Here is a 22,106-nt window from a genome sequence, read left to right on the forward strand (position 1 = left end):
CGGCGCCGGGCCCAACGGGAGCGGGGCATTTTCAATGCACCGGCGACGGGCGGGAGCATCCGGTTGCGGGATCACGTGCGGTCGTCTTCCTGCGGCGTGATCTCCAGCAGCACCTGTCCCGCCTGCACCTGGGCCCCGGCACGCACCGCCACCGCCGCAACGGCACCCGGCGCGGCCGCCCGGATCTCGTGCTGCATCTTCATGGCCTCCATCACCGCTAGACGGCTGCCCGCGGCGACCCGGTCCCCTTCTGCCACGCAGATATCCCGGACAACCCCATGCATCGGCGCAACTACCTGCCCGGCTTGCCCGGCAGACGCCGTGCCGGCGGACGCCCGCTGCCGGGTGAAGGTGACGATCCGCGCAGCAGTTGCCACCTGCAGCTTTTCCCCCTCCAGCCGCCAGGACCTGAGGTCCGCCCGCCTGCCGTCCACCCGCAGAGCTTCGCCCTCTCCCGTCACCCGGTGCTGCCAGCCGGGGCCGGCGACGCGCAGCCGGCCCGGCTCATCGCTCACCTGCACGCTTTGGGTCTCGCCTTTGCAGCTCAGCCGCACAAGGGAGTGCAGGCTGCCCCGGTTTGACCACCCCAGCAGTTCCGCGGCCACGCCGCCCGCCGCGGCGGCGCAGCGCTGCTGTTCTGCCCGGTGGATCAGGGCTGCACCCAGCGCCCAGATACTGGCGGGCACTGGCGCCGCCAGCCCGTCCGGGAAATTGCTGGCGATGAATGCGGTGGTGATATCCCCTTGGACAAACTGCGGATGCGCCAGCACCTGCAGCAGAAAATCCCGGTTGCACACCGGCCCGAACAGCACGCAGTCCTGCAGCGCCGCCATCAGACGCTGCCGCGCATCCGCCCGGGTGCGGCCGTGCGCGATCAGCTTGGCCAGCAGCGGATCGTAGAAGGCCGGCACCTGCTGCCCCGAAACGATCCCGCTATCGGCGCGGACACCGTCACCGCAGGGCGGCTGCCAACGGTCAACCCGCCCGGCCTGCGGCAGAAAACCCTGCGCCGCATCCTCCGCGTAAAGCCGCACTTCGATCGCGTGGCCCTCCAGCCGCACATCGTTCTGCGCCAGCCCCAAGGGGTCGCCCCGCGCCACCCGGATCTGCAGCTCCACCAAGTCCAGCCCGGTGATCATCTCCGTCACCGGATGCTCCACCTGCAGCCGGGTGTTCATCTCCAGGAAATAAAACGCCCCGTCCCGGTCCAGCAGGAACTCGACCGTGCCCGCCCCCTGGTAACCGATGGCCTGCGCCGCCTTGACCGCCGCCGCCCCCATCCGGGCGCGCAAGGCTGCATCCACGGCCGGGCTTGGCGCCTCTTCCACCACTTTCTGATGGCGGCGCTGGATCGAGCAATCGCGCTCGCCCAAGTGAACGACAGCGCCATGGGCATCGCCAAAGACCTGCACCTCCACATGGCGCGGCTGCAGCAGCGCCCGTTCCAGGATCACATCCCCGCAGCCGAAGGCCGCCAGCGCCTCGCTGCGGGCCAGGTCCAGTGCAGCGCTGAAATCCGCCGCCTGCCGCACCAGCCGCATCCCCTTGCCGCCGCCGCCCGCGGCGGCCTTGATCATCACGGGAAAGCCGATCCGCGCGGCTTCTGCCGCCAGTACATCCGCCGCCTGATCCGCGCCCTCATAGCCGGGAATGCACGGAACGCCCGCCGCCATCATCCTGCGCTTGGCGGCGGCCTTGTTGCCCATCAGGGCAATCGCCTCCGGTGCAGGGCCGATGAAGACCAGCCCGGCAGCCGCACAGGCGCGGGCAAACTCCGCGTTTTCCGACAGGAAGCCATAGCCCGGATGCACTGCGCCCGCGCCCGCCTCCCGGGCGGCCGCGAGGAGTTTGCCGGTGGCAAGGTAGCTCTCTGCCGCGGGGCCTTCGCCGATGCGGATGGAGATATCGGCAAAATCCGCATGCGGGCTGCCGGCATCCGCATCGGTGTAAACCGCAACGCTTTTCAGCCCCATCGCCCGCACAGTGCGCATCACCCGCAGCGCGATCTCGCCGCGGTTGGCCACCAGGATCGTGTTAAAACTGCTCATCCCGCCCCCTCAGATCCGCGCCACGCCAAAGCTGTTGGGGTTCAGCTGCCGCACCCGCGCCTCCTGGCAGGTGTGCAGGCAGAAACCGAGCACCGCCCGCGTGTCGCGCGGGTCGATCATCCCCATGTCCAGCACCCGCCCCGAGGTGTAGAAGGCATCCGACTGCCGGTCGAAATGCGCAGTGATCTTTGCGCGCTGCGCCGCCAGCCGCGCCTCGTCCGGTTCCACGCCCTTGCGTTCGGCTGTGCGCCGGGCGACCTGCTCCATCGTCAGCGCCGCCTGCGCGCCGCCCATCACCCCGGTCATCGCATTGGGCCAGGTGAACAGGAAATCGGCCCCGAAGGCATAGCCGCACATGCCATAGTTCCCGGCCCCGAAGCTGGCCCCGGTATAGAGGGCAATCTTGGGCACCCGCAGATTGGTCACCGCCTGGATCATCTTGGCGCCGTGCTTGATCATGCCCGCGCGCTCTGAGGCGGTGCCGACCATGTAACCGGTGGTGTTGTTCAAGAAGACAACCGGGGTGCCGGCCTGGTCCATCGCCTGCAGGAAATGCGTGGCCTTGGCCGCCCCGTCCGGGTCCAGCGGGCCGTTGTTGCCGATCAGGCCAACCGGCTGCCCCATGATCCGCGCCTGCAGGCAGAGCGTCGCCGGACCGAAATCCGGCTTGAATTCGCGCAAGTCCGAGCCATCCGCGATACGCGCCGCCACCTCGCGCATGTCGCAGGGGGTGCGGTAGTCGACCGGCACCACGCCCGCAATCTGATCAGGCGGCAGCAGAGGTTCGGCGCAGACCGGCAGCGCAGGCCCGCAAGCCTTCCAGCCCAGCCCGGACACCACTTCGCGGGCGATTTCGATGCCATGGGCGTCATTCGCGGCCAGATACTCCACCAGCCCGGTGGTTGCGGCGTGCATCTCTGCGCCGCCAAGATCCGCGTCCTGCGCCGCCTCGCCGGTCGCCGCCTGTACCAGCGCCGCGCCCGCCAGCATCGCCATGCCGTTGCCCCGGACCCCGATCACATAATCCGACAGCCCCGGCTGATAGGCCCCGCCCGCGGTCGAGGCGCCATGCAGCACCGTGATCACCGGGATGCCCGCCGCCGATAGCCGCGCCAGCCCCGCAAACATGCCGCCGCCATGCGCCCACAGCTCCACCGTGTAGCGCATCAGATCGGCACCGGCGCTTTCCACCAGGTGGATGAAGGGCAGCTTCTGCCGCTCGGCAATGGCAATCGCGCCCAGCGCCTTGTCCACCGATTTCTGCGTCATCGCCCCCGCGTTGATCCCGGCATCATCGGCAAAGACCATCGCCCGCACGCCCTCGACATACCCGATCCCGAGGATGATCGAGGCGCCGGGGATCGAGGTGTCCGGGTCCGGATCATCCACCAGGTAGGAGGCCATGTTGAAAAGCTCCAGGAACGGCAGCCCAGGGTCCAGCAGTGCCGAGACCCGCTCTCGCGGGGACAGCTGCCCGCGCTTGTCAAAGACCGGGCGGCGTTCTTCGGATTTCGCTGCCGCGCGGGCTTCCAAATCGCGCATTCGCTTGACCAGCGCCAGCATGTCTTCGCGGTTCCGGGCGAAGGTTTCGCTGTCCGGGCTGATTTTGGTCTGGAACTCACTCATGAACTGCTTTCCCAATTTGCGTTCCGCCCGGCGGCACGCCGGGCAGCGCCCGACCCTCCCCACGGGAGGGCGCTTCGCACCCACCCAGGGCCGGGCGCAGCCCTGCGCACATCATGCCGCTGCCTCCAGCAAGTCCGCATCCACCCGCACCGGGGCCGCCAGCAGCAATTGCGCATAGCCCTTGGCCTGAGGGTCGTTGCGCAGCGAGGACGTGCCGCCGCCGCCCAGCGCGCCGTGCAGCAGGATGTTCACCGCGTGGCTGCCGGGCAGATAGAACCGCTCCATCCGCCCGTCCCAGAAATGCCCGAACACCCGGCGCAGATGGGCTTGGTCCAGCGCCTCCCAGATCCAGGGCAGCACCTCCGGCCTGCGGGCGATGACGCCGATGTTGGCGATATCGCCCTTGTCGCCGCTGCGCGCCCAGGCGAGTCGGATCAAGGGCACCTCCGCCAAGCGCTTTGCGTGCGGCACCGGCGGCGGCGCGGGCGGCTCCACCGCCTGCAGCGGGAGCGCCGGAGCCGCAGGCACCGCGCAGGTGCCCGCCGCATCCCGCACGGTCGCGGGCACATGTGCCTTGGGCAGCAGGCAGGAAAACAGCGCCAGCACCGGCGAGGGCTTGGGCCGCGCGCCCGCAAACCCGCTAAGCCCAGGCGGCGCCGACAGGCCCAGACCCACCGCCTCTTTCAGGAACACCCCCACTCCACGGGCCTCGGGATGGCGCACCGCGATCTTGGCGGCCACCTCCCGCGCGGCGCCGCTCTGCCGCAGCCCGCCGAACTGGCTTTCGCTGCCGATCAGCTCGATGCTCACATCGCTGAAATCCGGCAGCTTCATACCCCGCAGAGCCTCCCGCGACCGGGCCAGCGCCGCCGTGGCAAAAGCCCGCGCCTTGGCCTCGGCATCGAGGCCATAGAAGGTGAAATAGTGGCCGCTGCGGAAACCGTCCTGCCAGGTGATGCAGGTCTTATACGCATCCGGCACCCCGCGCCCCCTGGCGCCGGCCACCCGCACCCGGTCCGGCCCGGTCTCCGTCGCCGTGACGGCAGAGAAATCGCAGACCACATCCGGCAGCACGTAGGCCTGCGGATCGCCGGTCTCATACAGCAGCTGCTCCGCCACCGTCGCGCGGGAGACCAAGCCGCCGGTGCCCGCGGGCTTGGTCACCTCAAAAGAGCCGTCCTCGCGGATCTCCGCAATCGGGTAGCCGATCGCGGCCAGGCCCTCCGCAGCCTTCTGCCAGTCGGTGAAGTTGCCGCCGGTCGCCTGCGGCCCGCACTCCAGGATATGGCCCGCCAGGCTGCCGCCCGCCAGCCGGTCCAGGTCCGCCGCCGCCCAGCCGAAGCGGTGGATGCAGGCCGCCAGCGTGACCGCGCTGTCCACGCAGCGCCCGGTCACCACAATGTCCGCCCCGCGGTCCAGGGCTGCGGCAATCGGAAAGGCGCCGAGATAGGCGTTGATGCTGGCGATCTCCTCCAGCGGCGGAAACGGCGCGCCGGTGAACATATCCTCGGGAGCGGCCGCCGCCAGCTCCGCCGCGCGTCCAAGCAGGTCGTCGCCTTCAACCACGGCCACCTTCAGATCCAGCCCCTGCGCAGCGATCTCCTGCCGCAGGGCCGCGGCGCAGGCCTGCGGGTTGACCCCGCCCGCGTTGGAGATAACCCGCACCCCCTGCCGGGCGATCTCCGCCAGGTTCGGTGCCATCGCCGCGGTCACGAAATCTGTTGCATAGCCCGCCTGCGGATCCCTTGCCCGCGCCCGCGCCAGCACCGCCATAGTGATCTCGGCCAGGTAGTCATAGACGAGAACATCCAAGCCCCCCGCCGCCAGCAGCTGCGGCGTGGCCAGGGCGGCCTCCCCCCAAAACCCGGCAGCGCCGCCGATGCGCAGTCCTTGTGGCATTGCTCCTCCCCTTGGCCGCCATCCGGTGCACAGCATACACGGATTTGCCCGCAAACGGCGGCCCCCTGCTGCCAGCCTGACCGCCAAGGCCTTGGCCTTGCAACTGTAACCCCGCGTTCACTGCGGCAGCGGGGGCGCTCCGCCCCAACACGTTACAGAATTTTCAAAGGTGAAAGTTTCAGGTTACATTTCACTTGCCGCGAATCATCTTCCGGCGTAATACCGACCCAACGGTCGGCTTATCCCGCCGCCGCCACAGGAGACGCGAACACCCATGGATGCTTTCATCTGCGATGCCACCCGCACCCCGATCGGCCGCTACGGCGGCGCGCTGAGCCAGGTGCGTACCGATGATCTTGCCGCCCTGCCGATTGCCGCGCTCGCCGCGCGCAACCCGGACGTGGACTGGGGCTCCCTTGACGATGTGATCTTTGGCGATGCCAACCAGGCCGGTGAAAGCAACCGCAACGTGGCCCGCATGGCGGCGCTGCTGGCGGGCCTGCCCACCTCTGTGCCCGGCACCACCATCAACCGTCTCTGCGCTTCCGGCATGGATGCGGTCGGCATGGCGTCCCGCGGGATCAAGGCGGGCGACTATGACATGGCCATCGCCGGCGGCGTCGAAAGCATGAGCCGCGCGCCTTTCGTGATGCCCAAGGCAACTTCTGCCTTCACCCGCGCCAATGCGGTTTACGACACCACCATCGGCTGGCGCTTCGTGAACAAGAAAATGCACGAGATGTATGGCACCGACTCGATGCCGCAGACCGCTGACAACGTGGCCGACGACTACGGCGTCTCCCGCGAGGATCAGGACGCATTCGCCGCCCGCAGCCAGGCCCGCTGGGCCGCCGCGCATGAGGCCGGCATCTTCAAGGACGAAATCACCCCGGTCACCATCCCGCAGCGCAAGGGCGATGATCTGGTGGTGGACACCGATGAACACCCCCGCCCCGGCACCTCGGCAGAGAAGCTGGCGGGCCTCAAGGGCGTCAACGGCCCGGACAAGACCGTGACCGCAGGCAATGCGTCCGGCGTCAACGACGGTGCCGCAGCGATCCTGATGGCGAATGAAGCGGCTGCGGCGAAGAACGGTCTGAAACCGATGGCCCGCATCGTCGGCATGGCCGCCGCAGGCGTCGAGCCGCGCATCATGGGCATCGGTCCGGTGCCCGCCACCCGCAAGGTTCTGGCCCGCACCGGCCTGACCATCGAACAGATGGACGTGATCGAACTGAACGAGGCATTCGCATCGCAGGGCCTTGCCACCCTGCGCGAGCTTGGCCTTCCGGACGATGCGCCCCATGTTAATCCCAACGGCGGTGCGATTGCACTGGGCCACCCGCTCGGCATGTCCGGCGCGCGGCTGGTGCTGACCGCCGCCTACCAACTGCAGCGCACCGGCGGGCGGTATGCGCTCTGCACCATGTGCGTCGGCGTTGGACAGGGCACCGCCCTGATCCTCGAACGCGTGTAACGAACTCTAGGGAGGTCCCAGACATGTATGCTCAGATGATCAAATCCGAAGCGACCCAGGACGATCCGGAAAAGCTGGCGGCCTTCCAGGCCCGCATCGACGCGGGCGAGAAGATCGAGCCCAAGGACTGGATGCCCGAGGGTTACCGCAAGACGCTGATCCGCCAGATCGGCCAGCACGCCCATTCCGAAATCGTCGGCCAGCTGCCCGAGGGCAACTGGATCACCCGCGCGCCGACGCTGGAGCGCAAGGCGATCCTGCTCGCCAAGGTGCAGGATGAGGCCGGTCATGGCCTGTACCTGTACTGCGCGGCGGAGACGCTGGGCGTCTCCCGCGACGAGATCACCGAGATGCTGCTGGACGGCCGCATGAAGTATTCGTCGATCTTCAACTACCCGACGCTGAACTGGGCCGACATCGGCGCGGTCGGCTGGCTGGTTGATGGTGCTGCGATCATGAACCAGGTGCCGCTGCAGCGGACCTCCTTCGGCCCCTACTCCCGCGCGATGATCCGCATCTGCAAGGAAGAAAGCTTCCACCAGCGCCAGGGTTACGACGCCATCCGCAAGATGGCAGAAGGAACCCCGGAGCAGAAGAAGATGGCTCAGGATGCGCTGAACCGCCTCTGGTACCCGTCGCTGATGATGTTCGGCCCGTCCGACAAGGACTCGGTCCACTCTGCCCAGTCGATGAAGTGGAAGATCAAGATGAACACCAACGACGAGTTGCGCCAGAAGTTCGTCGACCAGACCGTGCCGCAGGCCGAATACCTCGGCCTCACCGTGCCGGACGAGAACCTGAAGTGGAACGAAGAGCGCGGCCATTACGATTACACCGACCCGGACTGGAGCGAGTTCTTTGACGTGATCCAGGGCAATGGCCCCTGCAACGTTGACCGCCTCGCCGACCGCAACAAGGCCTGGGACGACGGCGCCTGGGTCCGCGACGGCCTGCTTGCCCACGCCAAGAAAAAAGCCGCGCGCCAGCACGCCGCCGAGTAACCCCAAGCATTCCGGCGCTCCGCCCAGACGCGCAAGCGCCCCCTCAGCCAGGAGGATTTGAGACATGAAAAACGAATGGCCCCTCTGGGAAATCTTCATCCGCGGCCAGCACGGCATGAGCCACCGCCACGTCGGCTCCCTGCATGCACCGGACGCCGAAATGGCGATCAAGAACGCCCGCGACGTCTACACCCGCCGCAACGAAGGCGTGTCGATCTGGGTGGTCGAGGCGAACCACATTTCCGCCTCCTCGCCCAGCGACAAGGGCCCGCTCTACGAGCCGTCCGAGTCGAAGGTCTACCGCCACCCGACCTTCTTCGACATCCCCGAAGAAGTGGGGGCGATGTAATGACCCGCGACGACGCATTTGCCCAGTTTCTGCTGCGGATGGGGGACAACACCCTGATCCTCGGCCACCGGGTCAGCGAATGGTGCGGCCACGCGCCGGTGCTGGAAGAGGACATCGCGCTGGCCAACACCGCGCTGGACCTGATCGGCCAGACCCAGATGTGGCTCGGCCTTGCCGGTGAAGTGCAGGGCGAAGGCAAATCCGCCGACGACCTCGCCTTCCTGCGCGACGCCTGGGACTTCCGCAACGTGCTGCTGTGCGAGGTGCCCAACGGCGACTTCGGCCGCACCCTGATGCGCCAGTTCCTGTTCGACGCCTGGCATTCGATCCAACTGGGCCGGCTGATGAAATCCTCGGACGAGCGGGTCGCCGCGATTGCCGAGAAGGCTTCGAAAGAGGTGGCCTATCACCTGGAGCGTTCCGCCGACACCGTGGTGGGCCTGGGCGACGGCACCGAGGAAAGCCACCGCCGGATGCAGGAGGCACTGGACTATCTGTGGCCCTACGTGGGCGAGATGTTCCAGTCCGACGAGGCCGACGCGGAGATGGTGAAAGCGGGCATCGCGCCCGATCCGGCGTGCTTGCGCGAAGAGTACGACGCGCTGATCTCCCGCATCCTGAGCGACGCGACGCTGACCATTCCGGACAGCAGCTTTGCCCATAAGGGCGGGCGCACCGGTGCGATGCATACCGAGCATCTGGGCCACCTTTTGACCCAGATGCAATGGCTGCAGCGCGCCTATCCCGGCGCCAAATGGTAAGGCCGCGGCCGGAGAACTGAAGGCAACGCCCGTCACGAGCGGCGGGCGTTGGACCCCCGCACCGCGGGGGCGCAATGGGCGTTGCCCGGCGCACTGCCGGGCGATACAGCCAATGAGGGTAACCGCATGAGCCAAGTGACAACTCAGCCAAGCACTGACCAGATCTGGGAGTGGCTCGACGCCGTGCCGGATCCGGAAATCCCGGTGATCTCGGTCGTCGACCTCGGCATCGTCCGCGGTGTGGAATGGCAGGGCGAAACCCTGGTTGTTTCCGTCACCCCCACCTACTCGGGTTGCCCGGCGACCTCGATCATCAGCCTCGACATCGAGACTGCGCTGCGCAGCAAGGGGATCGAATACCTGAAGATCGAAACCCAGATATCCCCCGCCTGGACCACCGACTGGCTGTCGGAAAAGGGGCGCGCCAAGCTGGAGGAATACGGCATCGCCCCGCCCCAGCCCGCGGGCGGCCCGGAAAAATGCCCGCGTTGCGGCAGCAAGAACCTCACCAAGGTCAGCCAGTTCGGCTCGACCCCCTGCAAGGCCCACTGGCGCTGCCAGGACTGCCTCGAACCTTTTGATTATTTCAAGTGCATCTGAGGAGACCCTGATGGCGCGCTTTCACGACCTTGAAGTCACCGATGTCCGCAAGACCATCCGCGATGCGGTGGTTGTTACCCTGAAGCCCGTGAACGGCGCGGCTGAGGCGTTTGATTTCACCCAGGGCCAGTACCTGACCTTCCGCCGCGATTTCGACGGCGAGGAACTGCGCCGCAGCTACTCGATCTGCGCCGGCAAGGACGAAGGCATCCTGCAGGTCGGCATCAAGCGCGTCGACGGCGGCGCGTTTTCAACCTGGGCCAACACTGAGCTGAAGGCCGGCGATACCCTGCAGGCGATGGCACCGATGGGGACCTTCTTCACCCCGCTCGATGGTACCGCCGAAAAGCATTACCTGGGCTTTGCCGGCGGCTCCGGCATTACCCCGGTACTGTCGATCCTCAAAACCACGCTGGCGGCGGAGCCCAAATCCTCCTTCACGCTGGTCTACGCCAACAAGGGCGTGAACACGATCATGTTCCGCGAGGAGCTGGAGGATCTGAAGAACCTCTACATGGGCCGCTTCAACGTGATCCACGTGCTGGAATCGGACGCCCAGGAAATCGACCTGTTCACCGGCCTGGTGACAGAGGAGAAATGCGCCCAGCTGTTCGAGCACTGGATCGACATCGAAAACGTGGACACCGCCTTCATCTGCGGACCCGAGCCGATGATGCTGGGCATCGCCGCCGCCCTGCGCAGCGCAGGCCTTGACGACAGCCAGATCAAGTTCGAACTGTTCGCCTCGGCCCAGCCGGGCCGGGCCAAGCGCAAGGCCGCCGCAACCGACGCCGCCAGCAGCGCCAACCAGACCAAGGCCGCGATCACCCTGGACGGCGCCACCCAGACCATCGAGATGGGCAAGGACATGACCCTCTTGGATGCCGCGCTGGAAAACGCCATGGACGCGCCCTATGCCTGCAAGGCCGGGGTCTGCTCCACCTGCCGCTGCAAGGTGCTGGAAGGCGAGGTCGAGATGGTCGCCAACCACGCGCTGGAGGATTACGAGGTCGAAAAGGGCTATGTGCTGTCCTGCCAGGCCTATCCGGTGACCGATAACGTCGTCGTGGACTACGATCAGTAAGGCAATTTCAAAACCCGGGTCGCCCGGAGATTTCAGGGAGGGCGTTTTATGTCCGAAGAGATGAGCATCACAAGCTATCTGGCCCAGGGCGGGGTTCTGACCAACCCGTCCAACGTGCCGCCGCGCTACCGCGCCGAGCTGATGAAGCTGATGGCGACCTTCGTCGACAGCGAACTGGCCGGCGCCGCGGGCTTTGCCGATATCATCAACGAAGGCCCCGGCATCAAGGCCCGCATCGCCGCGGCGCGGATCGTGCTGGAAAAAACCGACCACGCCGAGAAGGTGCTGCGGATCATGGGCGACTTCGGGGCCGACACCGAGCGCTATGCCGACCATCACCCCTGGACCGCGCGGCTGGAGCGGGAGGCCGACATCGGCCAGAGCCGCACCAAGCACGACATGCGCCTGGCGGTGTTCAACTACCCGCTGGAAGGCTGGGCGGATGCGGTGGTGATGAACTTCCTGATGGGCCGCGCGGTGGTGCTGCAGCTGGAGGAGCTGAGCCATGTGTCCTACCAGCCGCTGGCCGAAGCCTTCCGTGCCATCCTGCCGGTGGAGACCCGCCACGCGGAGCTGGCCGAAGAAGGCCTGATGGTGCTGGTCGAGGCCCAGGGCCCCGATGGGCTGCAGGAGCTGGTCGACTACTGGTGGCCGCGGGTCGCGGCCAGTTTCGGCCAGGAGGACTCGGAGAAATTCGAAGGGCTGAAGGCCATGGGCCTGCGCCGCACCCCGAATGCGGATCTGAAGGCCCGCTGGCAGCAGGACGCCAATGACATTCTGGACAAGGCCGGCCTGAAACCGGCCGCCTGATCCTTACCCGCAATACTCCCGCCCGGGCTGCAGCGCATCACAGATGCGCAGGCCCGGTTGGGCCCGGCGCGCCTTGCGGCGCGCTAGCTGCGCTGCGCCGCCGCGGCTGTGCAAATCCACAGGCACATGGTGCGGCGCTGCGGAATGGCAGCCGGGCCGCACAGCGGCCATATCTGCAGCACCAGACAGATGGAGGCTGCAATGAGCACAGGCACACCACCCCTTCCCGCAGGCACCCGCATCGGCCATGTCCACTTGAAGGTTTCGGGCCTGGAGCGGGCGATCGGCTTTTACAGCGGCGTCCTGGGGTTTGAAGTGACCCAGCGGCTGGGCAGCTCCGCCGCCTTCCTGTCGGCGGGTGGCTATCACCACCACATCGGCCTCAACACCTGGCAGTCGCGCGGCGGTCCTGCCCCGGCGACCAATGCGACCGGCCTCTACCACACCGCCATCCTGCTGCCGGACCGCAAGAGCCTGGCCGCAGTTCTGCACCGGGTGCTGGAGGCCGGCATCGCGCTGGAGGGCGCCGCGGATCACGGTGTTTCCGAAGCGATTTACCTGCGCGACCCGGACGGCAACGGGGTGGAGCTCTACCGCGACCGGGCGGAGGCGGAGTGGCCGCGTGCGGCGGACGGAAGCCTGGCGATGGGCACAGAGGCCCTGGACCTGCAGGCATTGCTCGCGGAGGTTGAGTAGGTCAGCCCTGCTGCCCGAATGTTTCGCGCGCGAAACAATTGGTCAGACATGCTGACCCAAAAGACGCAGCGTCAGAACTGTTGCAAGACACGGGCAACACCCTGTAAAAATTAATAAAACAGGCCTGATCGCCTCCTTTGCCGGGACATTTGCGGGTGATGTTAGGTCTGGACCTCTGACCTTTCTCTGCCTACCCTAGCGGCAAGCAGAGGGGGGGAAAACATGGCTGTAAGCGGCACAATCCGGACCTATTTCAACGGCAGCTGGCACGACGGCGACCTGCCGGTGATGCGGGCGGCGGACCATGCGATGTGGCTGGGCTCTTCGGTGTTCGACGGCGCGCGCTTCTTTGACGGGGTGACGCCGGACCTCGATCTGCACTGCGCCCGCACCAATGCCTCGGCAGAGGCGCTGCTGATGACACCGACCCATTCGGCCGAGCAGATGGCGGCGCTGATCCGCGAGGGGCTGGAGGGGTTTGCCCCCGGCTCCGCCGTTTATATCCGGCCGATGTACTGGGCGGCGGATGGCGACGCGACGCTGATTGCGCCGGACCCGGACAGCACGCGCTTTGCGGTCAGCCTGGAGGAAATCCCGATGGCGGCGCCTGAGGCCTCCGCCACGCTGACCCGCACCCGCTTCCGCCGTCCGGTGCTGGAAAACGCGGTGGTGAATGCCAAGGCCGGCTGCCTGTACCCCAACAACGCCCGGATGCTGCGCGAGGCGCGCAGCAAGGGGTTCACCAATGCGCTGGTGCTGGATGCCATGGGCAACGTAGCGGAAACCGCCACCACCAATGTCTTCATGGTGCGCGATGGCGAGGTCTTCACCCCGATCCCCAACGGCACCTTCCTGGCCGGCATCACCCGCGCCCGCCACATCAGCAACATGCGCGCCGATGGCATTACGGTGCATGAGTGCGTGCTGGGCTATCAGGACTTTGAGGAGGCCGACGAGGTCTTCCTGTCGGGCAACATGAGCAAGGTGACACCTGTCATCGCCTTTGACAGCCGCCAGTATCAAACCGGCCCCGTCGCCAAGCGGGTGCGTGAGATGTACTGGGACTGGGCCCGCAGCCAGAGCTGACGCACGGCGCTGCGCCGCTTGCGGAGGCTCCCGCCCGCTCCGGGCCTTTTTTGCAAAAGACCGCTGCACGGTTGGGCCAGGCACCGTGCCTGCGCACGGTGCCGCGCCGCGCCCTGCGCGGCGCCGGGCCCAAGGCCGCCAAGGGGCTTCCGGCGCAGCCGGGAGATCCTGCGGGCGCGGGAGCGCTCGCTGCCCCAATCTAGCGCCAGTTTCTTGAAACGGCTCAACGGGTTTGGCTCTATTGCCTGATGCGCCCGCTTGCGTCATGATCCGCGGTGGAACAACGAGAGAGCGAAAATGCGCAAATTCCTTGTGGTACTGGACGACAGCCGCGAATGCCTGAACGCCATGCGGTTCGCCGCCATGCGCGCGGCGCATACCGGCGCCGGCGTCACCATCCTGTCGGTGATCCCGCCGGATGAGTTCAACCACTGGATCGGCGTCGGCGAAGTGATGCGGGAAGAAGCCCGCGAACGGATCCATGCGCATTTCGAGGTCTTTGCCAAATGGATGCGCGACCGCCAGAACGTCGATCCGGAACTGGTGATCCGCGAAGGCGAGCCGGTGCCGGAGATCCTCGACTTTATCGAGGGCGATCCGGAAATCGGCGTGCTGGTGCTGGGCGCGGGCACCGGCCGCAAGGGGCCGGGCCCGCTGGTCACCCAGCTGACCAAGAACTCCGGCACCCTGCCGGTGCCGATCACCATCGTGCCCGGCGATCTCAGCAAAGAGAAGCTGGAAGCGATCACCTGACCAGGGCAGCGGGGGGCAGGCGATGCGCGGCAGGCTAACCTTCTGGTTCGAGTTCGCCTCCACCTATTCCTATCTCAGCGTGATGCGGATCGGCGCGCTGGCCGCTGCCCGCTCTGTTGCCGTCACCTGGAGGCCGTTCCTGCTGGGGCCGGTGTTTGCCGCGCAGGGCTGGGACACCTCCCCGTTCAACATCTACCCTGCCAAAAGCCGGTATATGTGGCGCGATATGGAGCGGATCTGCACCGCCCGCGGGCTGCCCTTCCGGCGCCCGGATCCGTTCCCGCAAAACGGACTGAAGGCGGCCCGGCTGGCACTGGCCGCCGCGGAGATGGACAGCATCGAAGCGTTCACAAAGGCAGTGTTTCAAGCGCAGTTCGGTAATGGCGCGGATATCTCCAGCGACGCTGTCCTGCAGGGCTGCTTGCGCCAGGCGGGCCTTGACGATGCGCTGATGCCGCGCGCCCAGGCGCCTGCCGTCAAATCGGCGCTGCGGGCGCAGACCGAAGACGCGATTGCCGCTGGCATTTTCGGCGCCCCCAGCTTTATCAGCGGTCCGGAACTGTTCTGGGGCGATGACCGGCTGGAGCAAGCCCTGGCGCACGCTGCGGGCCGAGAGATTTAGAATAGTTCCAAATCTTGACTTGGCGCGCCGCAAGGCGCATATCGGGGGCACGCTTAACGGAGACCCGACATGTTCATTCAGACTGAATCCACGCCCAACCCGGCGACGCTGAAATTCCTGCCGGGCCAGACCGTTCTGGAGGCGGGCACCGCCGACTTCCCCAGCGCAGACGCCGCGGGCAAATCGCCGCTGGCCTCCCGCATCTTTGCGGTCGACGGCGTGACCGGCGTGTTCTTCGGCAATGATTTCGTGACCGTGACCAAGGCGGACGGGGTCGACTGGGACCACATCAAGCCCGCCATTCTGGGCGCGGTGATGGAACACTACCAGTCCGGCCAGCCGGTGATGGCGGACGGCTCTGCCGATCCGGCCTCGGGCCACGCGGAGCACACCGGCGAGGACGCCGAGATCGTCAACCAGATCAAGGAGCTGCTGGACAGCCGGGTGCGCCCGGCGGTGGCTCAGGACGGAGGCGACATTACCTTCCACGGTTTTGACCGCGGCGTTGTCTACCTGCACATGCAAGGCGCCTGCGCGGGCTGCCCGTCTTCGACCCTGACGCTGAAGATGGGCATCGAGAACCTGCTGCGCCATTATATCCCGGAAGTCACCGAGGTGCGCCCGGTTGCCGTCTGACCGGCTGCGAAAGGACATCTGATGGCGTCCGAACCACTGGTTCTGGGATTTGACACATCGGCCGCGCATTGCGCGGCCGCTTTGCTGCGCGGCGATGCGGTGCTGGCCTCCCGGCTGGAAGAAATGGCCCGCGGCCAGGCCGAGCGGCTGATGCCGCTGCTGGAAGAGGTGCTGGCCGAGGGCGGCGCCGGCTGGCAGGATCTTGACGCCATCGGCGTCGGCGTCGGCCCCGGCAACTTCACCGGCATCCGGATTGCGGTCTCTGCTGCGCGCGGCCTGGCGCTGGGTCTGGAGATACCGGCCGTCGGCGTTGACGGGTTTGAAGCCCGCGCCGCCGAAGGCACCCTGCCCGCCGTGCCTGCGCCGCGCGATCAGGTCTATGCCGCCCTGCCCGGGGAAGCGCCGCGTCTGATGCCGCGCCAGGAGGCCGAAGACGCCGCCCGCGGCGCCGGGCTGGCGTTTGCGCCCGAGGCAAGCCCGGCGGGCATTGCCGAAGCCATTGCGCGGATTGCGGCCGGGCGGTTCGAGACCGTGACCGGGGCGCCTGCCCCCTTGTATCTGCGCTCTGCCGATGCCGCGCCGTCCAGCGATGTGCCGCCGGCGCTGATTGATGGCTGACCCGCTGACACCGGAGGCGATGGCCGCCACCCATGCCGCGGCCTTTACCCAGTCCCGGCCCTGGTCGGCGGCGGAGTTCGCCGCCCTGCTGGACAGCCCGCTGGTTTTTGCCGCAGGCGGCGCCCGCTGTTTTGCGCTGGTGCGGGTGATCGCGGATGAGGCGGAGCTGCTGACCATTGCGACCGGCCCCGGCCATCAGCGCCAGGGGCTGGCCCGCGCCTGCATGGCCGACTGGGAATCAGTGGCCCGCGCGCGGGGCGCGGCAGAGCTGTTCCTGGAAGTCGCCGCCGATAACGCCCCCGCACAGGCGCTGTACCATGCCTGCGGATTCGCGGAATGCGGGCGCCGGGCCGGATATTACCGCCGCGAAGGGGCAAAACCGGCGGATGCGATCCTGATGAGAAAAGGTTTACGCTAGGCCAGTTGCGCGGATTTCGCACCATTTGGTCAAAAAGCGGTTGACCCTCTCCCTGCCCTGCAGGCTAAATTGCCGCACCCTCTTTGGCCTGAACGTGGCCGGGCAGCGGAAAAGCCCCGCTGCATCCAACAATAATGACAGTGGGAGTTAACCTGATGACCCTGATGAAATCGCTGATGGGCGCAGCCGCGTCGCTGGCCCTGACAGCAGGTGCCGCGCTGGCCGAACCTGCGCTGATCTTCGACTTGGGCGGCAAGTTCGACAAGAGCTTCAACGAAGCCGCGCACAACGGCGCCCAGCGCTGGGTCGAAGAGACCGGCGGCACCTACCGCGAGATCGAGCTGCAGTCCGAAGCCCAGCGCGAGCAGGCCCTGCGCCGCTTTGCCGAGGCCGGCGCCAACCCGATCGTGATGGTCGGCTTTGCCTTTGCCGACGCTTTGGGCCAGGTGGCCGCCGATTACCCGGACACCAAATTCACCATCATCGACATGGTGGTTGAGGGCGACAACGTGCGCTCGGTCGTCTTCAACGAGCATGAAGGCTCCTATCTGGTCGGCATGATGGCGGCGATGGCGTCCAAGTCGAACACCGTCGGCTTTATCGGCGGCATGGACATTCCGCTGATCCGCAAGTTCGCCTGCGGCTATGCCGAGGGCGTGAAGGCCGCCAACCCGGACGCCAAGGTGATTTCCAACATGACCGGCACCACGCCGGCAGCCTGGAACGACCCGGTGAAAGGGTCGGAGCTGACCAAGGCGCAGATCAGCCAGGGCGCTGACGTGGTCTATGCCGCGGCCGGCGGCACCGGCGTGGGCGTGCTGCAGACCGCGGCCGACGAAGGCATCCTGTCGATCGGCGTGGACAGCAACCAGAACCACCTGCACCCGGGCAAAGTGCTGACCTCGATGACCAAGAACGTCGGCAACGCCGTGTTTGAGGCCTTCTCGGACGGTGCCGAGATGGAAACCGGCTTCTCTGTGATGGGCCTGGCCAATGGCGGCGTCGGCTATGCCATGGATGAGCACAACGCCGAGCTGGTCACCGGCGAGATGCAGGCCGCGGTGGACGACGCTGCTGCCAAGATTGCCTCGGGTGAGATCAAGGTGCATGACTACATGTCCGATGACAGCTGCCCGGCGCTGAGCTTCTAAGAGAAAGCCCCAGGCCATGACGGAGTCTATTCATATTCTGTTTGCGGCCTGGGGCGACCCAACCCCCGAAGGCCGTGTTGCAAAAACCGACGCGGCGATCGGGCCCGAATTCTATTATTCCGATCCCAGCATCCCCGCCCCCATCGAGGGCCGCGGCGCCTATCTGGACCATATCGCGCAGTTCAGCGCGAAGATGCCGGGCGCCGAGGCCAAAGTGGTGGCCGTCTCGGAACACCACGGCCATGCGCGCGCCACAGTGGATTTCCTGAAGGACGGCACCCGCATGGCGCGCGGCCAGTATTTTGCCGATCTGCAAGACGGCAAAGTGGTGCGGCTGATCGGATTTACAGGCATGGGAGAGCCCGCTTGACTGCCCCCGCCATCGAACTCAAAGGCATCTCCAAGGCCTTTGGCCCTGTCCAGGCAAACAAGGACATTTCGATCCGCGTCGCCCCCGGCACCATTCACGGTATCATCGGTGAAAACGGTGCGGGCAAGTCGACGCTGATGTCGATCCTCTATGGCTTTTACAAGGCCGACAAAGGGGAGGTTTTCATCAACGGCAAGAAGACCGAGATCCCCGACAGCCAGGCGGCAATTGCCGCGGGCATCGGCATGGTATTCCAGCATTTCAAACTGGTGGAAAACTTCACCGTGCTGGAAAACATCGTGCTGGGGGCCGAGGACAGCGGCATGCTGATGCCCTCGCTGCGCCGCGCCCGCAAGGAGCTGAAGGCGCTGGAGGAGGAGTACGAGCTGTACGTGGACCCCGATGCGCGCATCGACGAAATCGGCGTCGGCGCGCAGCAGCGGGTGGAGATCCTCAAGGCGCTCTACCGCAAGGCAGAGATCCTGATCCTGGACGAGCCGACGGGCGTGCTGACGCCGTCTGAGGCCGACCAGCTGTTCCGCATCCTCGACCGGCTGCGCGCCGAGGGGAAGACCATCATCCTGATCACCCACAAACTGCGGGAGGTGATGGAGTACACCGATACGGTGTCGGTGATGCGGCGCGGCCAGATGACCGCCACCGTCAAGACGTCTGAGACCAGCCCCGAGCACCTGGCCGAGCTGATGGTGGGCCGCAAGGTGCTGCTGCGCGTCGACAAGGTGCCCGCACAGCCCGGCGCCCCGATCCTGGAGATCGAGAACCTGCGGGTGGTGGATGAGGCCGGCGTCGAGCGCCTGAAAGGCATCAACCTGACCGTGCGCGCGGGCGAGATCGTCGGCATTGCCGGGGTGGCCGGCAACGGCCAGTCGGAACTGCTGGAAGTTCTGGGCGGCATGCGTCCGGGCACCGGCAGCATCAAGCTGCATGGCACGCCGCTGCCGCTCAGCGGCCCGGGATCGGATGCCAAGGCACGCCGCGGCGCCGGTATCGGCCATGTGCCGGAGGACCGCCAGCGCGAGGGCCTGATCATGGATTTCCACGCCTGGGAAAACGTGGCCTTCGGCTATCACCGCGATGCGGCCTATCAGAACGGTGTGCTGATGAACAACGCCGCCCTGCAAGCCGACACCGAGGCCAAGATGGAAAAATTCGACGTGCGCCCGCCGGACCCCTGGCTGGCGGCCAAGAACTTCTCCGGCGGCAACCAGCAGAAGATCGTGGTGGCGCGCGAGATCGAGCGCAACCCGGACCTGTTGCTGGTCGGCCAGCCGACCCGCGGCGTCGACATCGGCGCCATCGAATTCATTCACCAGCAAATCGTCGCGCTGCGCGACCAGGGCAAGGCGATCCTGCTGGTCTCGGTCGAGCTGGAAGAGATCCTGTCGCTCTCCGACCGGGTTGCGGTGATGTTTGACGGCATGATCATGGGCGAACGCCCGGCGGATCAGACCGATGAGAAAGAACTCGGCCTCCTGATGGCCGGTGTCGCGGGGGAGGCCGCGTGATGCAATACAAGATGACTCGCAACAAGGGCCTGCGCCTGTCCGCGGGCGGAAGCGAAGCGCCCGCCCATGGGGGCGGACGGGCGCTGGCCGGACCGCTGCGCGTTCCGGCCGTGAAAGCCAAACCGGGGGCCGCGTAAATGGACAAGATGCCGAAATGGGCCGACGTGGTCCTGATCCCGCTGATCAGCCTGATCCTGGCCGCGCTCCTGTCAGCCCTGGTGATCCTCGGGATCGGCGAAGACCCGGTGGCCGCGGTCAAGCTGATGGTCAATGGCGCCCTGGGCTCCACCTATGGCTGGGGCTATACACTCTATTACGCCACCAACTTCATGTTCACCGGCCTCGCGGTGGCGGTGGCCGCCCATGCGGGGCTGTTCAACATCGGCGGCGAGGGCCAGGCGATGCTGGGGGGCCTGGGCGTGGCGCTGGTCTGCCTGCTGATCCCCTGGCCGCACTGGACGCTGGCGCTGGCCTTTGCCGCCCTGGGCGCAGGGATCTTTGGCGCCGCCTGGGCCGCCATTCCGGCCTATCTGCAGGCCAAGCGCGGCAGCCATATCGTGATCACCACCATCATGTTCAACTTCATCGCCGCGGCGGTGCTGAACTATGTGCTGGTCAACGTGCTGCGCCCCGAAGGCTCGATGGATCCGGCCACCGAACGCTTCCCGCAGGCTGTCCACCTGCCCTCCCTGCATGAGCTGCTGGCGCCGATCGGCATCAACTTCTCCAAATCGGCCCCGGCCAACGTCAGCCTGCTGGTCGCCATGGGCGCCTGCCTGTTCGTCTGGCTGCTGATCTGGCGGACGCCGCTGGGCTATGAGATCCGCTCCCTCGGAAAATCCGAGCCGGGCGCACGCTATGCCGGCATCTCCTCGGTGCGCACGATCATGATCGCGATGCTGATCTCCGGCGCGCTGGCGGGCATGATGGCTGTGAACAACGTGATGGGCGAAGCGGAGCGGCTGGTGCTGAACGCCACCGAAGGCGCCGGTTTCATCGGCATCGCGGTGGCGCTGATGGGGCGCAACCACCCGTTCGGCGTGTTCCTGGCGGCCATCCTGTTCGGCTTCCTGTATCAAGGCGGCGCGGAACTGGCGCTTTGGACCTCGATCCCGCGAGAGCTGATCGTGGTGATCCAGGCGCTGGTGATCCTGTTCACGGGTGCGCTGGACAACATGGTGCGGATGCCGCTTGAGAAGATCTTTCTGGCGGTGCGGAGAGGGCAGAACTGATGGAATTCCTGACGATCATCCAGATTTTGGATTCCACCGTCCGCCTGGCAACACCGCTGCTGCTGGCCTGCCTGGCCGGCCTCTACTCCGAGCGCGCGGGCATCTTCGATATCGGCCTGGAAGGCAAGATGCTGATGGCTGCCTTCTTCTCTGCCGCCGTGGCGGCGGTGACCGGCAATGTCTGGCTGGGGCTGCTGGCGGGCATCGCCTCTTCACTGGTGCTGGCCGGACTGCACGGAGTGGCCTCGATCACCTTCCGCGGCAACCAGCTGATCTCCGGCGTGGCGATCAACTTCCTGGCTGCGGGCATGACGGTGCTGATTGCCCAGGACTGGTTCCAGCAGGGCGGCCGCACGCCGTCGCTGTTCAGCGGCGGCCGGTTCACCCCGATCACCCTGCCCTTTGCCGACAGCCTGTCGGGCGTGCCGGTGCTGGGGCCGATCTACTCCGAGCTGTTGTCGGGCCATTCGGTGCTGGTCTACATCGCCTTCCTGGCGGTGCCGGCCACCTGGTGGATCCTGTTCCGCACCCGGTTCGGCCTGCGCCTGCGCGCGGTGGGCGAGAACCCGGCGGCAGTGGACACCGCGGGCGTCTCGGTTGTCGGCCTGCGGTACGGCGCGGTGATGATCTGCGGCCTGCTGTGCGGCATTGCCGGCGCCTATCTGGCCACTGCGCTGCAGGCGGGCTTCGTCAAGGACATGACCGCAGGACGCGGCTTCATCGCGCTGGCGGCGCTGATCTTTGCCAAGTGGCGGCCCTGGCACGCAATGGGCGCCTGCCTGCTGTTCGGGCTGCTGCAGGCCATCGCCCTGCGCTTCCAGAACATCGAGCTTGGCGGCATCGTGATCCCGGTTCAGGCCATGGATGCGCTGCCCTATGTGCTGACGGTTGTGATCCTGGCCGGCTTCGTCGGCAAGGCGATCCCGCCCCGCGCCGGCGGCGAGCCTTACGTCAAAGAGCGCTGAGCGCTGCAAGTAACACCCCGAACGCCCGGCCCTGCGCCGGGCGTTTGCTTTTCCCAGCATGCGTTTGTTCCGGGCCAAGGGCCGCGGCAGCGGCCGCGCGCAGGCGCCTTCCCCCCCTCGACGCGGCAAAGACGCAGCTGCACTCAAACGGCCGCCTGAGGGGCAGCCCTGCCGCACTGGGGCCTCCCTCAGCAGAAAGACCTTTGCGCCGCCCGCAGGGCGGCGCCCGGCCCAAGGCCGCCAAGGCAACTGGCGCAGCCAGCCGCCTGCGGGCGCGGGAGCCCCTACGCCTCAGCCAGTGCAGGGCGGCCACAGTTAAGTCCAGTTTGCCGCCTCAAATCAGTCCTGCACGCTGCACAGCGGCATAGATCATTGATT

Annotated in this window: 23 protein-coding genes; 20 read left to right on the forward strand and 3 right to left on the reverse strand. The window is 66.8% G+C overall.

Annotation, left to right across the window (positions count from 1 at the left end):
- Window positions 1-71: 71 nt before the first annotated feature.
- From R2C4_RS13385 to R2C4_RS13395, 3 genes are all read right to left on the reverse strand, one after another.
- Window positions 72-2,048, reverse strand: coding sequence for an acetyl-CoA carboxylase biotin carboxylase subunit (locus tag R2C4_RS13385; protein ID WP_141891023.1), 1,977 nt, complete (start codon window positions 2,046-2,048; stop codon window positions 72-74).
- 9 nt (window positions 2,049-2,057) lie between these two features.
- Entirely contained in the window at window positions 2,058-3,674 is a 1,617-nt protein-coding gene (locus R2C4_RS13390; RefSeq protein ID WP_141891024.1) for an acyl-CoA carboxylase subunit beta, read from the reverse strand.
- 111 nt (window positions 3,675-3,785) lie between these two features.
- Window positions 3,786-5,573 (reverse strand): acyclic terpene utilization AtuA family protein, encoded by a 1,788-nt coding sequence (locus tag R2C4_RS13395; protein WP_141891025.1) that lies wholly within the window; start codon window positions 5,571-5,573, stop codon window positions 3,786-3,788.
- Between the two features lie 274 nt (window positions 5,574-5,847).
- Here R2C4_RS13395 and pcaF point away from each other — a divergent pair, with 274 nt between their 5' ends.
- The 20 genes from pcaF to R2C4_RS13490 all read left to right on the forward strand — a co-directional run bounded on the left by pcaF (window position 5,848) and on the right by R2C4_RS13490 (window position 21,728).
- The gene (gene pcaF / locus R2C4_RS13400; protein WP_141891026.1) at window positions 5,848-7,050 is read left to right on the forward strand and encodes a 3-oxoadipyl-CoA thiolase; all 1,203 of its coding nucleotides are present in this window, start codon (window positions 5,848-5,850) and stop codon (window positions 7,048-7,050) included.
- Window positions 7,051-7,073: 23 nt separating this feature from the next.
- On the forward strand, window positions 7,074-8,051 hold the full coding sequence (gene paaA, locus R2C4_RS13405; RefSeq protein WP_058285226.1) for a 1,2-phenylacetyl-CoA epoxidase subunit PaaA: 978 nt from the start codon (window positions 7,074-7,076) through the stop codon (window positions 8,049-8,051).
- Between the two features lie 64 nt (window positions 8,052-8,115).
- A complete protein-coding gene (gene paaB, locus R2C4_RS13410) occupies window positions 8,116-8,400 on the forward strand; it encodes a 1,2-phenylacetyl-CoA epoxidase subunit PaaB (RefSeq protein WP_008562338.1) in 285 nt (94 codons plus the stop codon).
- A complete protein-coding gene (gene paaC, locus R2C4_RS13415; RefSeq protein WP_141891027.1) occupies window positions 8,400-9,161 on the forward strand; it encodes a 1,2-phenylacetyl-CoA epoxidase subunit PaaC in 762 nt (253 codons plus the stop codon). The genes paaB and paaC overlap by 1 nt, the downstream gene beginning before the upstream one ends.
- Before the next feature lie 126 nt (window positions 9,162-9,287).
- Complete coding sequence (gene paaD / locus R2C4_RS13420) at window positions 9,288-9,761, forward strand: 1,2-phenylacetyl-CoA epoxidase subunit PaaD (RefSeq protein WP_141891028.1); 474 nt, start codon at window positions 9,288-9,290, stop codon at window positions 9,759-9,761.
- A gap of 10 nt (window positions 9,762-9,771) precedes the next feature.
- The gene (paaE, locus tag R2C4_RS13425) at window positions 9,772-10,845 is read left to right on the forward strand and encodes a 1,2-phenylacetyl-CoA epoxidase subunit PaaE (RefSeq protein ID WP_141891029.1); all 1,074 of its coding nucleotides are present in this window, start codon (window positions 9,772-9,774) and stop codon (window positions 10,843-10,845) included.
- A 48-nt stretch (window positions 10,846-10,893) separates the two neighbouring features.
- Window positions 10,894-11,655, forward strand: a complete 762-nt coding sequence (locus tag R2C4_RS13430) for a Phenylacetic acid catabolic protein (RefSeq protein ID WP_141891030.1) — start codon at window positions 10,894-10,896, stop codon at window positions 11,653-11,655.
- Between the two features lie 201 nt (window positions 11,656-11,856).
- A complete protein-coding gene (locus tag R2C4_RS13435; RefSeq protein ID WP_141891031.1) occupies window positions 11,857-12,351 on the forward strand; it encodes a VOC family protein in 495 nt (164 codons plus the stop codon).
- 222 nt (window positions 12,352-12,573) lie between these two features.
- Window positions 12,574-13,437 carry a branched-chain amino acid aminotransferase gene (locus R2C4_RS13440; RefSeq protein ID WP_141891032.1) on the forward strand — a complete coding sequence of 288 codons (864 nt, stop codon included), beginning with the start codon at window positions 12,574-12,576 and terminating at the stop codon, window positions 13,435-13,437.
- 297 nt (window positions 13,438-13,734) lie between these two features.
- Entirely contained in the window at window positions 13,735-14,190 is a 456-nt protein-coding gene (locus R2C4_RS13445; RefSeq protein WP_008554060.1) for a universal stress protein, read from the forward strand.
- Window positions 14,191-14,212: 22 nt separating this feature from the next.
- Window positions 14,213-14,812: a 2-hydroxychromene-2-carboxylate isomerase gene (locus R2C4_RS13450; protein WP_141891033.1), complete on the forward strand. Its 600-nt coding sequence runs from the start codon at window positions 14,213-14,215 to the stop codon at window positions 14,810-14,812.
- A 69-nt stretch (window positions 14,813-14,881) separates the two neighbouring features.
- The gene (locus R2C4_RS13455; protein WP_141891034.1) at window positions 14,882-15,448 is read left to right on the forward strand and encodes a NifU family protein; all 567 of its coding nucleotides are present in this window, start codon (window positions 14,882-14,884) and stop codon (window positions 15,446-15,448) included.
- A gap of 21 nt (window positions 15,449-15,469) precedes the next feature.
- Complete coding sequence (tsaB, locus tag R2C4_RS13460) at window positions 15,470-16,066, forward strand: tRNA (adenosine(37)-N6)-threonylcarbamoyltransferase complex dimerization subunit type 1 TsaB (protein ID WP_141891035.1); 597 nt, start codon at window positions 15,470-15,472, stop codon at window positions 16,064-16,066.
- Window positions 16,059-16,484: a GNAT family N-acetyltransferase gene (locus tag R2C4_RS13465; RefSeq protein WP_244940730.1), complete on the forward strand. Its 426-nt coding sequence runs from the start codon at window positions 16,059-16,061 to the stop codon at window positions 16,482-16,484. The genes tsaB and R2C4_RS13465 overlap by 8 nt, the downstream gene beginning before the upstream one ends.
- Window positions 16,485-16,639: 155 nt before the next feature.
- Window positions 16,640-17,635 carry a BMP family lipoprotein gene (locus R2C4_RS13470; protein ID WP_058285258.1) on the forward strand — a complete coding sequence of 332 codons (996 nt, stop codon included), beginning with the start codon at window positions 16,640-16,642 and terminating at the stop codon, window positions 17,633-17,635.
- Between the two features lie 16 nt (window positions 17,636-17,651).
- A complete protein-coding gene (locus R2C4_RS13475) occupies window positions 17,652-18,005 on the forward strand; it encodes a nuclear transport factor 2 family protein (RefSeq protein ID WP_141891036.1) in 354 nt (117 codons plus the stop codon).
- Complete coding sequence (locus R2C4_RS13480; protein WP_141891037.1) at window positions 18,002-19,531, forward strand: ABC transporter ATP-binding protein; 1,530 nt, start codon at window positions 18,002-18,004, stop codon at window positions 19,529-19,531. The genes R2C4_RS13475 and R2C4_RS13480 overlap by 4 nt, the downstream gene beginning before the upstream one ends.
- Window positions 19,531-19,668, forward strand: a complete 138-nt coding sequence (locus tag R2C4_RS21245) for a hypothetical protein (RefSeq protein ID WP_167510260.1) — start codon at window positions 19,531-19,533, stop codon at window positions 19,666-19,668. Before R2C4_RS13480 ends, R2C4_RS21245 begins: the two co-directional genes overlap by 1 nt.
- Window positions 19,669-20,763 (forward strand): ABC transporter permease, encoded by a 1,095-nt coding sequence (locus R2C4_RS13485; protein ID WP_141891038.1) that lies wholly within the window; start codon window positions 19,669-19,671, stop codon window positions 20,761-20,763. It abuts the gene before it with no gap.
- Window positions 20,763-21,728 carry an ABC transporter permease gene (locus R2C4_RS13490; RefSeq protein WP_141891039.1) on the forward strand — a complete coding sequence of 322 codons (966 nt, stop codon included), beginning with the start codon at window positions 20,763-20,765 and terminating at the stop codon, window positions 21,726-21,728. The genes R2C4_RS13485 and R2C4_RS13490 overlap by 1 nt, the downstream gene beginning before the upstream one ends.
- Window positions 21,729-22,106: the final 378 nt, after the last annotated feature.

The sequence above is a fragment of the Leisingera aquaemixtae genome, assembly GCF_006740765.1.
GTDB classification, from domain to species: Bacteria; Pseudomonadota; Alphaproteobacteria; order Rhodobacterales; family Rhodobacteraceae; genus Leisingera; species Leisingera aquaemixtae.

What these genes read in the sequence shown, in the direction of transcription:
- R2C4_RS13470 (WP_058285258.1), top strand. Translation starts at nt 16,640, where the DNA reads ATGACCCTGATGAAATCGCTGATGGGCGCAGCCGCGTCGCTGGCCCTG.
- R2C4_RS13390 (WP_141891024.1), bottom strand. Translation starts at nt 3,674, where the DNA reads ATGAGTGAGTTCCAGACCAAAATCAGCCCGGACAGCGAAACCTTCGCC.
- R2C4_RS13490 (WP_141891039.1), top strand. Translation starts at nt 20,763, where the DNA reads ATGGAATTCCTGACGATCATCCAGATTTTGGATTCCACCGTCCGCCTG.
- R2C4_RS13485 (WP_141891038.1), top strand. Translation starts at nt 19,669, where the DNA reads ATGGACAAGATGCCGAAATGGGCCGACGTGGTCCTGATCCCGCTGATC.
- R2C4_RS13435 (WP_141891031.1), top strand. Translation starts at nt 11,857, where the DNA reads ATGAGCACAGGCACACCACCCCTTCCCGCAGGCACCCGCATCGGCCAT.
- R2C4_RS13445 (WP_008554060.1), top strand. Translation starts at nt 13,735, where the DNA reads ATGCGCAAATTCCTTGTGGTACTGGACGACAGCCGCGAATGCCTGAAC.
- tsaB (WP_141891035.1), top strand. Translation starts at nt 15,470, where the DNA reads ATGGCGTCCGAACCACTGGTTCTGGGATTTGACACATCGGCCGCGCAT.
- paaC (WP_141891027.1), top strand. Translation starts at nt 8,400, where the DNA reads ATGACCCGCGACGACGCATTTGCCCAGTTTCTGCTGCGGATGGGGGAC.
- R2C4_RS13385 (WP_141891023.1), bottom strand. Translation starts at nt 2,048, where the DNA reads ATGAGCAGTTTTAACACGATCCTGGTGGCCAACCGCGGCGAGATCGCG.
- paaB (WP_008562338.1), top strand. Translation starts at nt 8,116, where the DNA reads ATGAAAAACGAATGGCCCCTCTGGGAAATCTTCATCCGCGGCCAGCAC.
- R2C4_RS13475 (WP_141891036.1), top strand. Translation starts at nt 17,652, where the DNA reads ATGACGGAGTCTATTCATATTCTGTTTGCGGCCTGGGGCGACCCAACC.
- paaD (WP_141891028.1), top strand. Translation starts at nt 9,288, where the DNA reads ATGAGCCAAGTGACAACTCAGCCAAGCACTGACCAGATCTGGGAGTGG.
- R2C4_RS13395 (WP_141891025.1), bottom strand. Translation starts at nt 5,573, where the DNA reads ATGCCACAAGGACTGCGCATCGGCGGCGCTGCCGGGTTTTGGGGGGAG.
- paaA (WP_058285226.1), top strand. Translation starts at nt 7,074, where the DNA reads ATGTATGCTCAGATGATCAAATCCGAAGCGACCCAGGACGATCCGGAA.
- R2C4_RS21245 (WP_167510260.1), top strand. Translation starts at nt 19,531, where the DNA reads ATGCAATACAAGATGACTCGCAACAAGGGCCTGCGCCTGTCCGCGGGC.
- paaE (WP_141891029.1), top strand. Translation starts at nt 9,772, where the DNA reads ATGGCGCGCTTTCACGACCTTGAAGTCACCGATGTCCGCAAGACCATC.
- R2C4_RS13430 (WP_141891030.1), top strand. Translation starts at nt 10,894, where the DNA reads ATGTCCGAAGAGATGAGCATCACAAGCTATCTGGCCCAGGGCGGGGTT.
- R2C4_RS13465 (WP_244940730.1), top strand. Translation starts at nt 16,059, where the DNA reads ATGGCTGACCCGCTGACACCGGAGGCGATGGCCGCCACCCATGCCGCG.
- R2C4_RS13440 (WP_141891032.1), top strand. Translation starts at nt 12,574, where the DNA reads ATGGCTGTAAGCGGCACAATCCGGACCTATTTCAACGGCAGCTGGCAC.
- R2C4_RS13450 (WP_141891033.1), top strand. Translation starts at nt 14,213, where the DNA reads ATGCGCGGCAGGCTAACCTTCTGGTTCGAGTTCGCCTCCACCTATTCC.
- pcaF (WP_141891026.1), top strand. Translation starts at nt 5,848, where the DNA reads ATGGATGCTTTCATCTGCGATGCCACCCGCACCCCGATCGGCCGCTAC.
- R2C4_RS13455 (WP_141891034.1), top strand. Translation starts at nt 14,882, where the DNA reads ATGTTCATTCAGACTGAATCCACGCCCAACCCGGCGACGCTGAAATTC.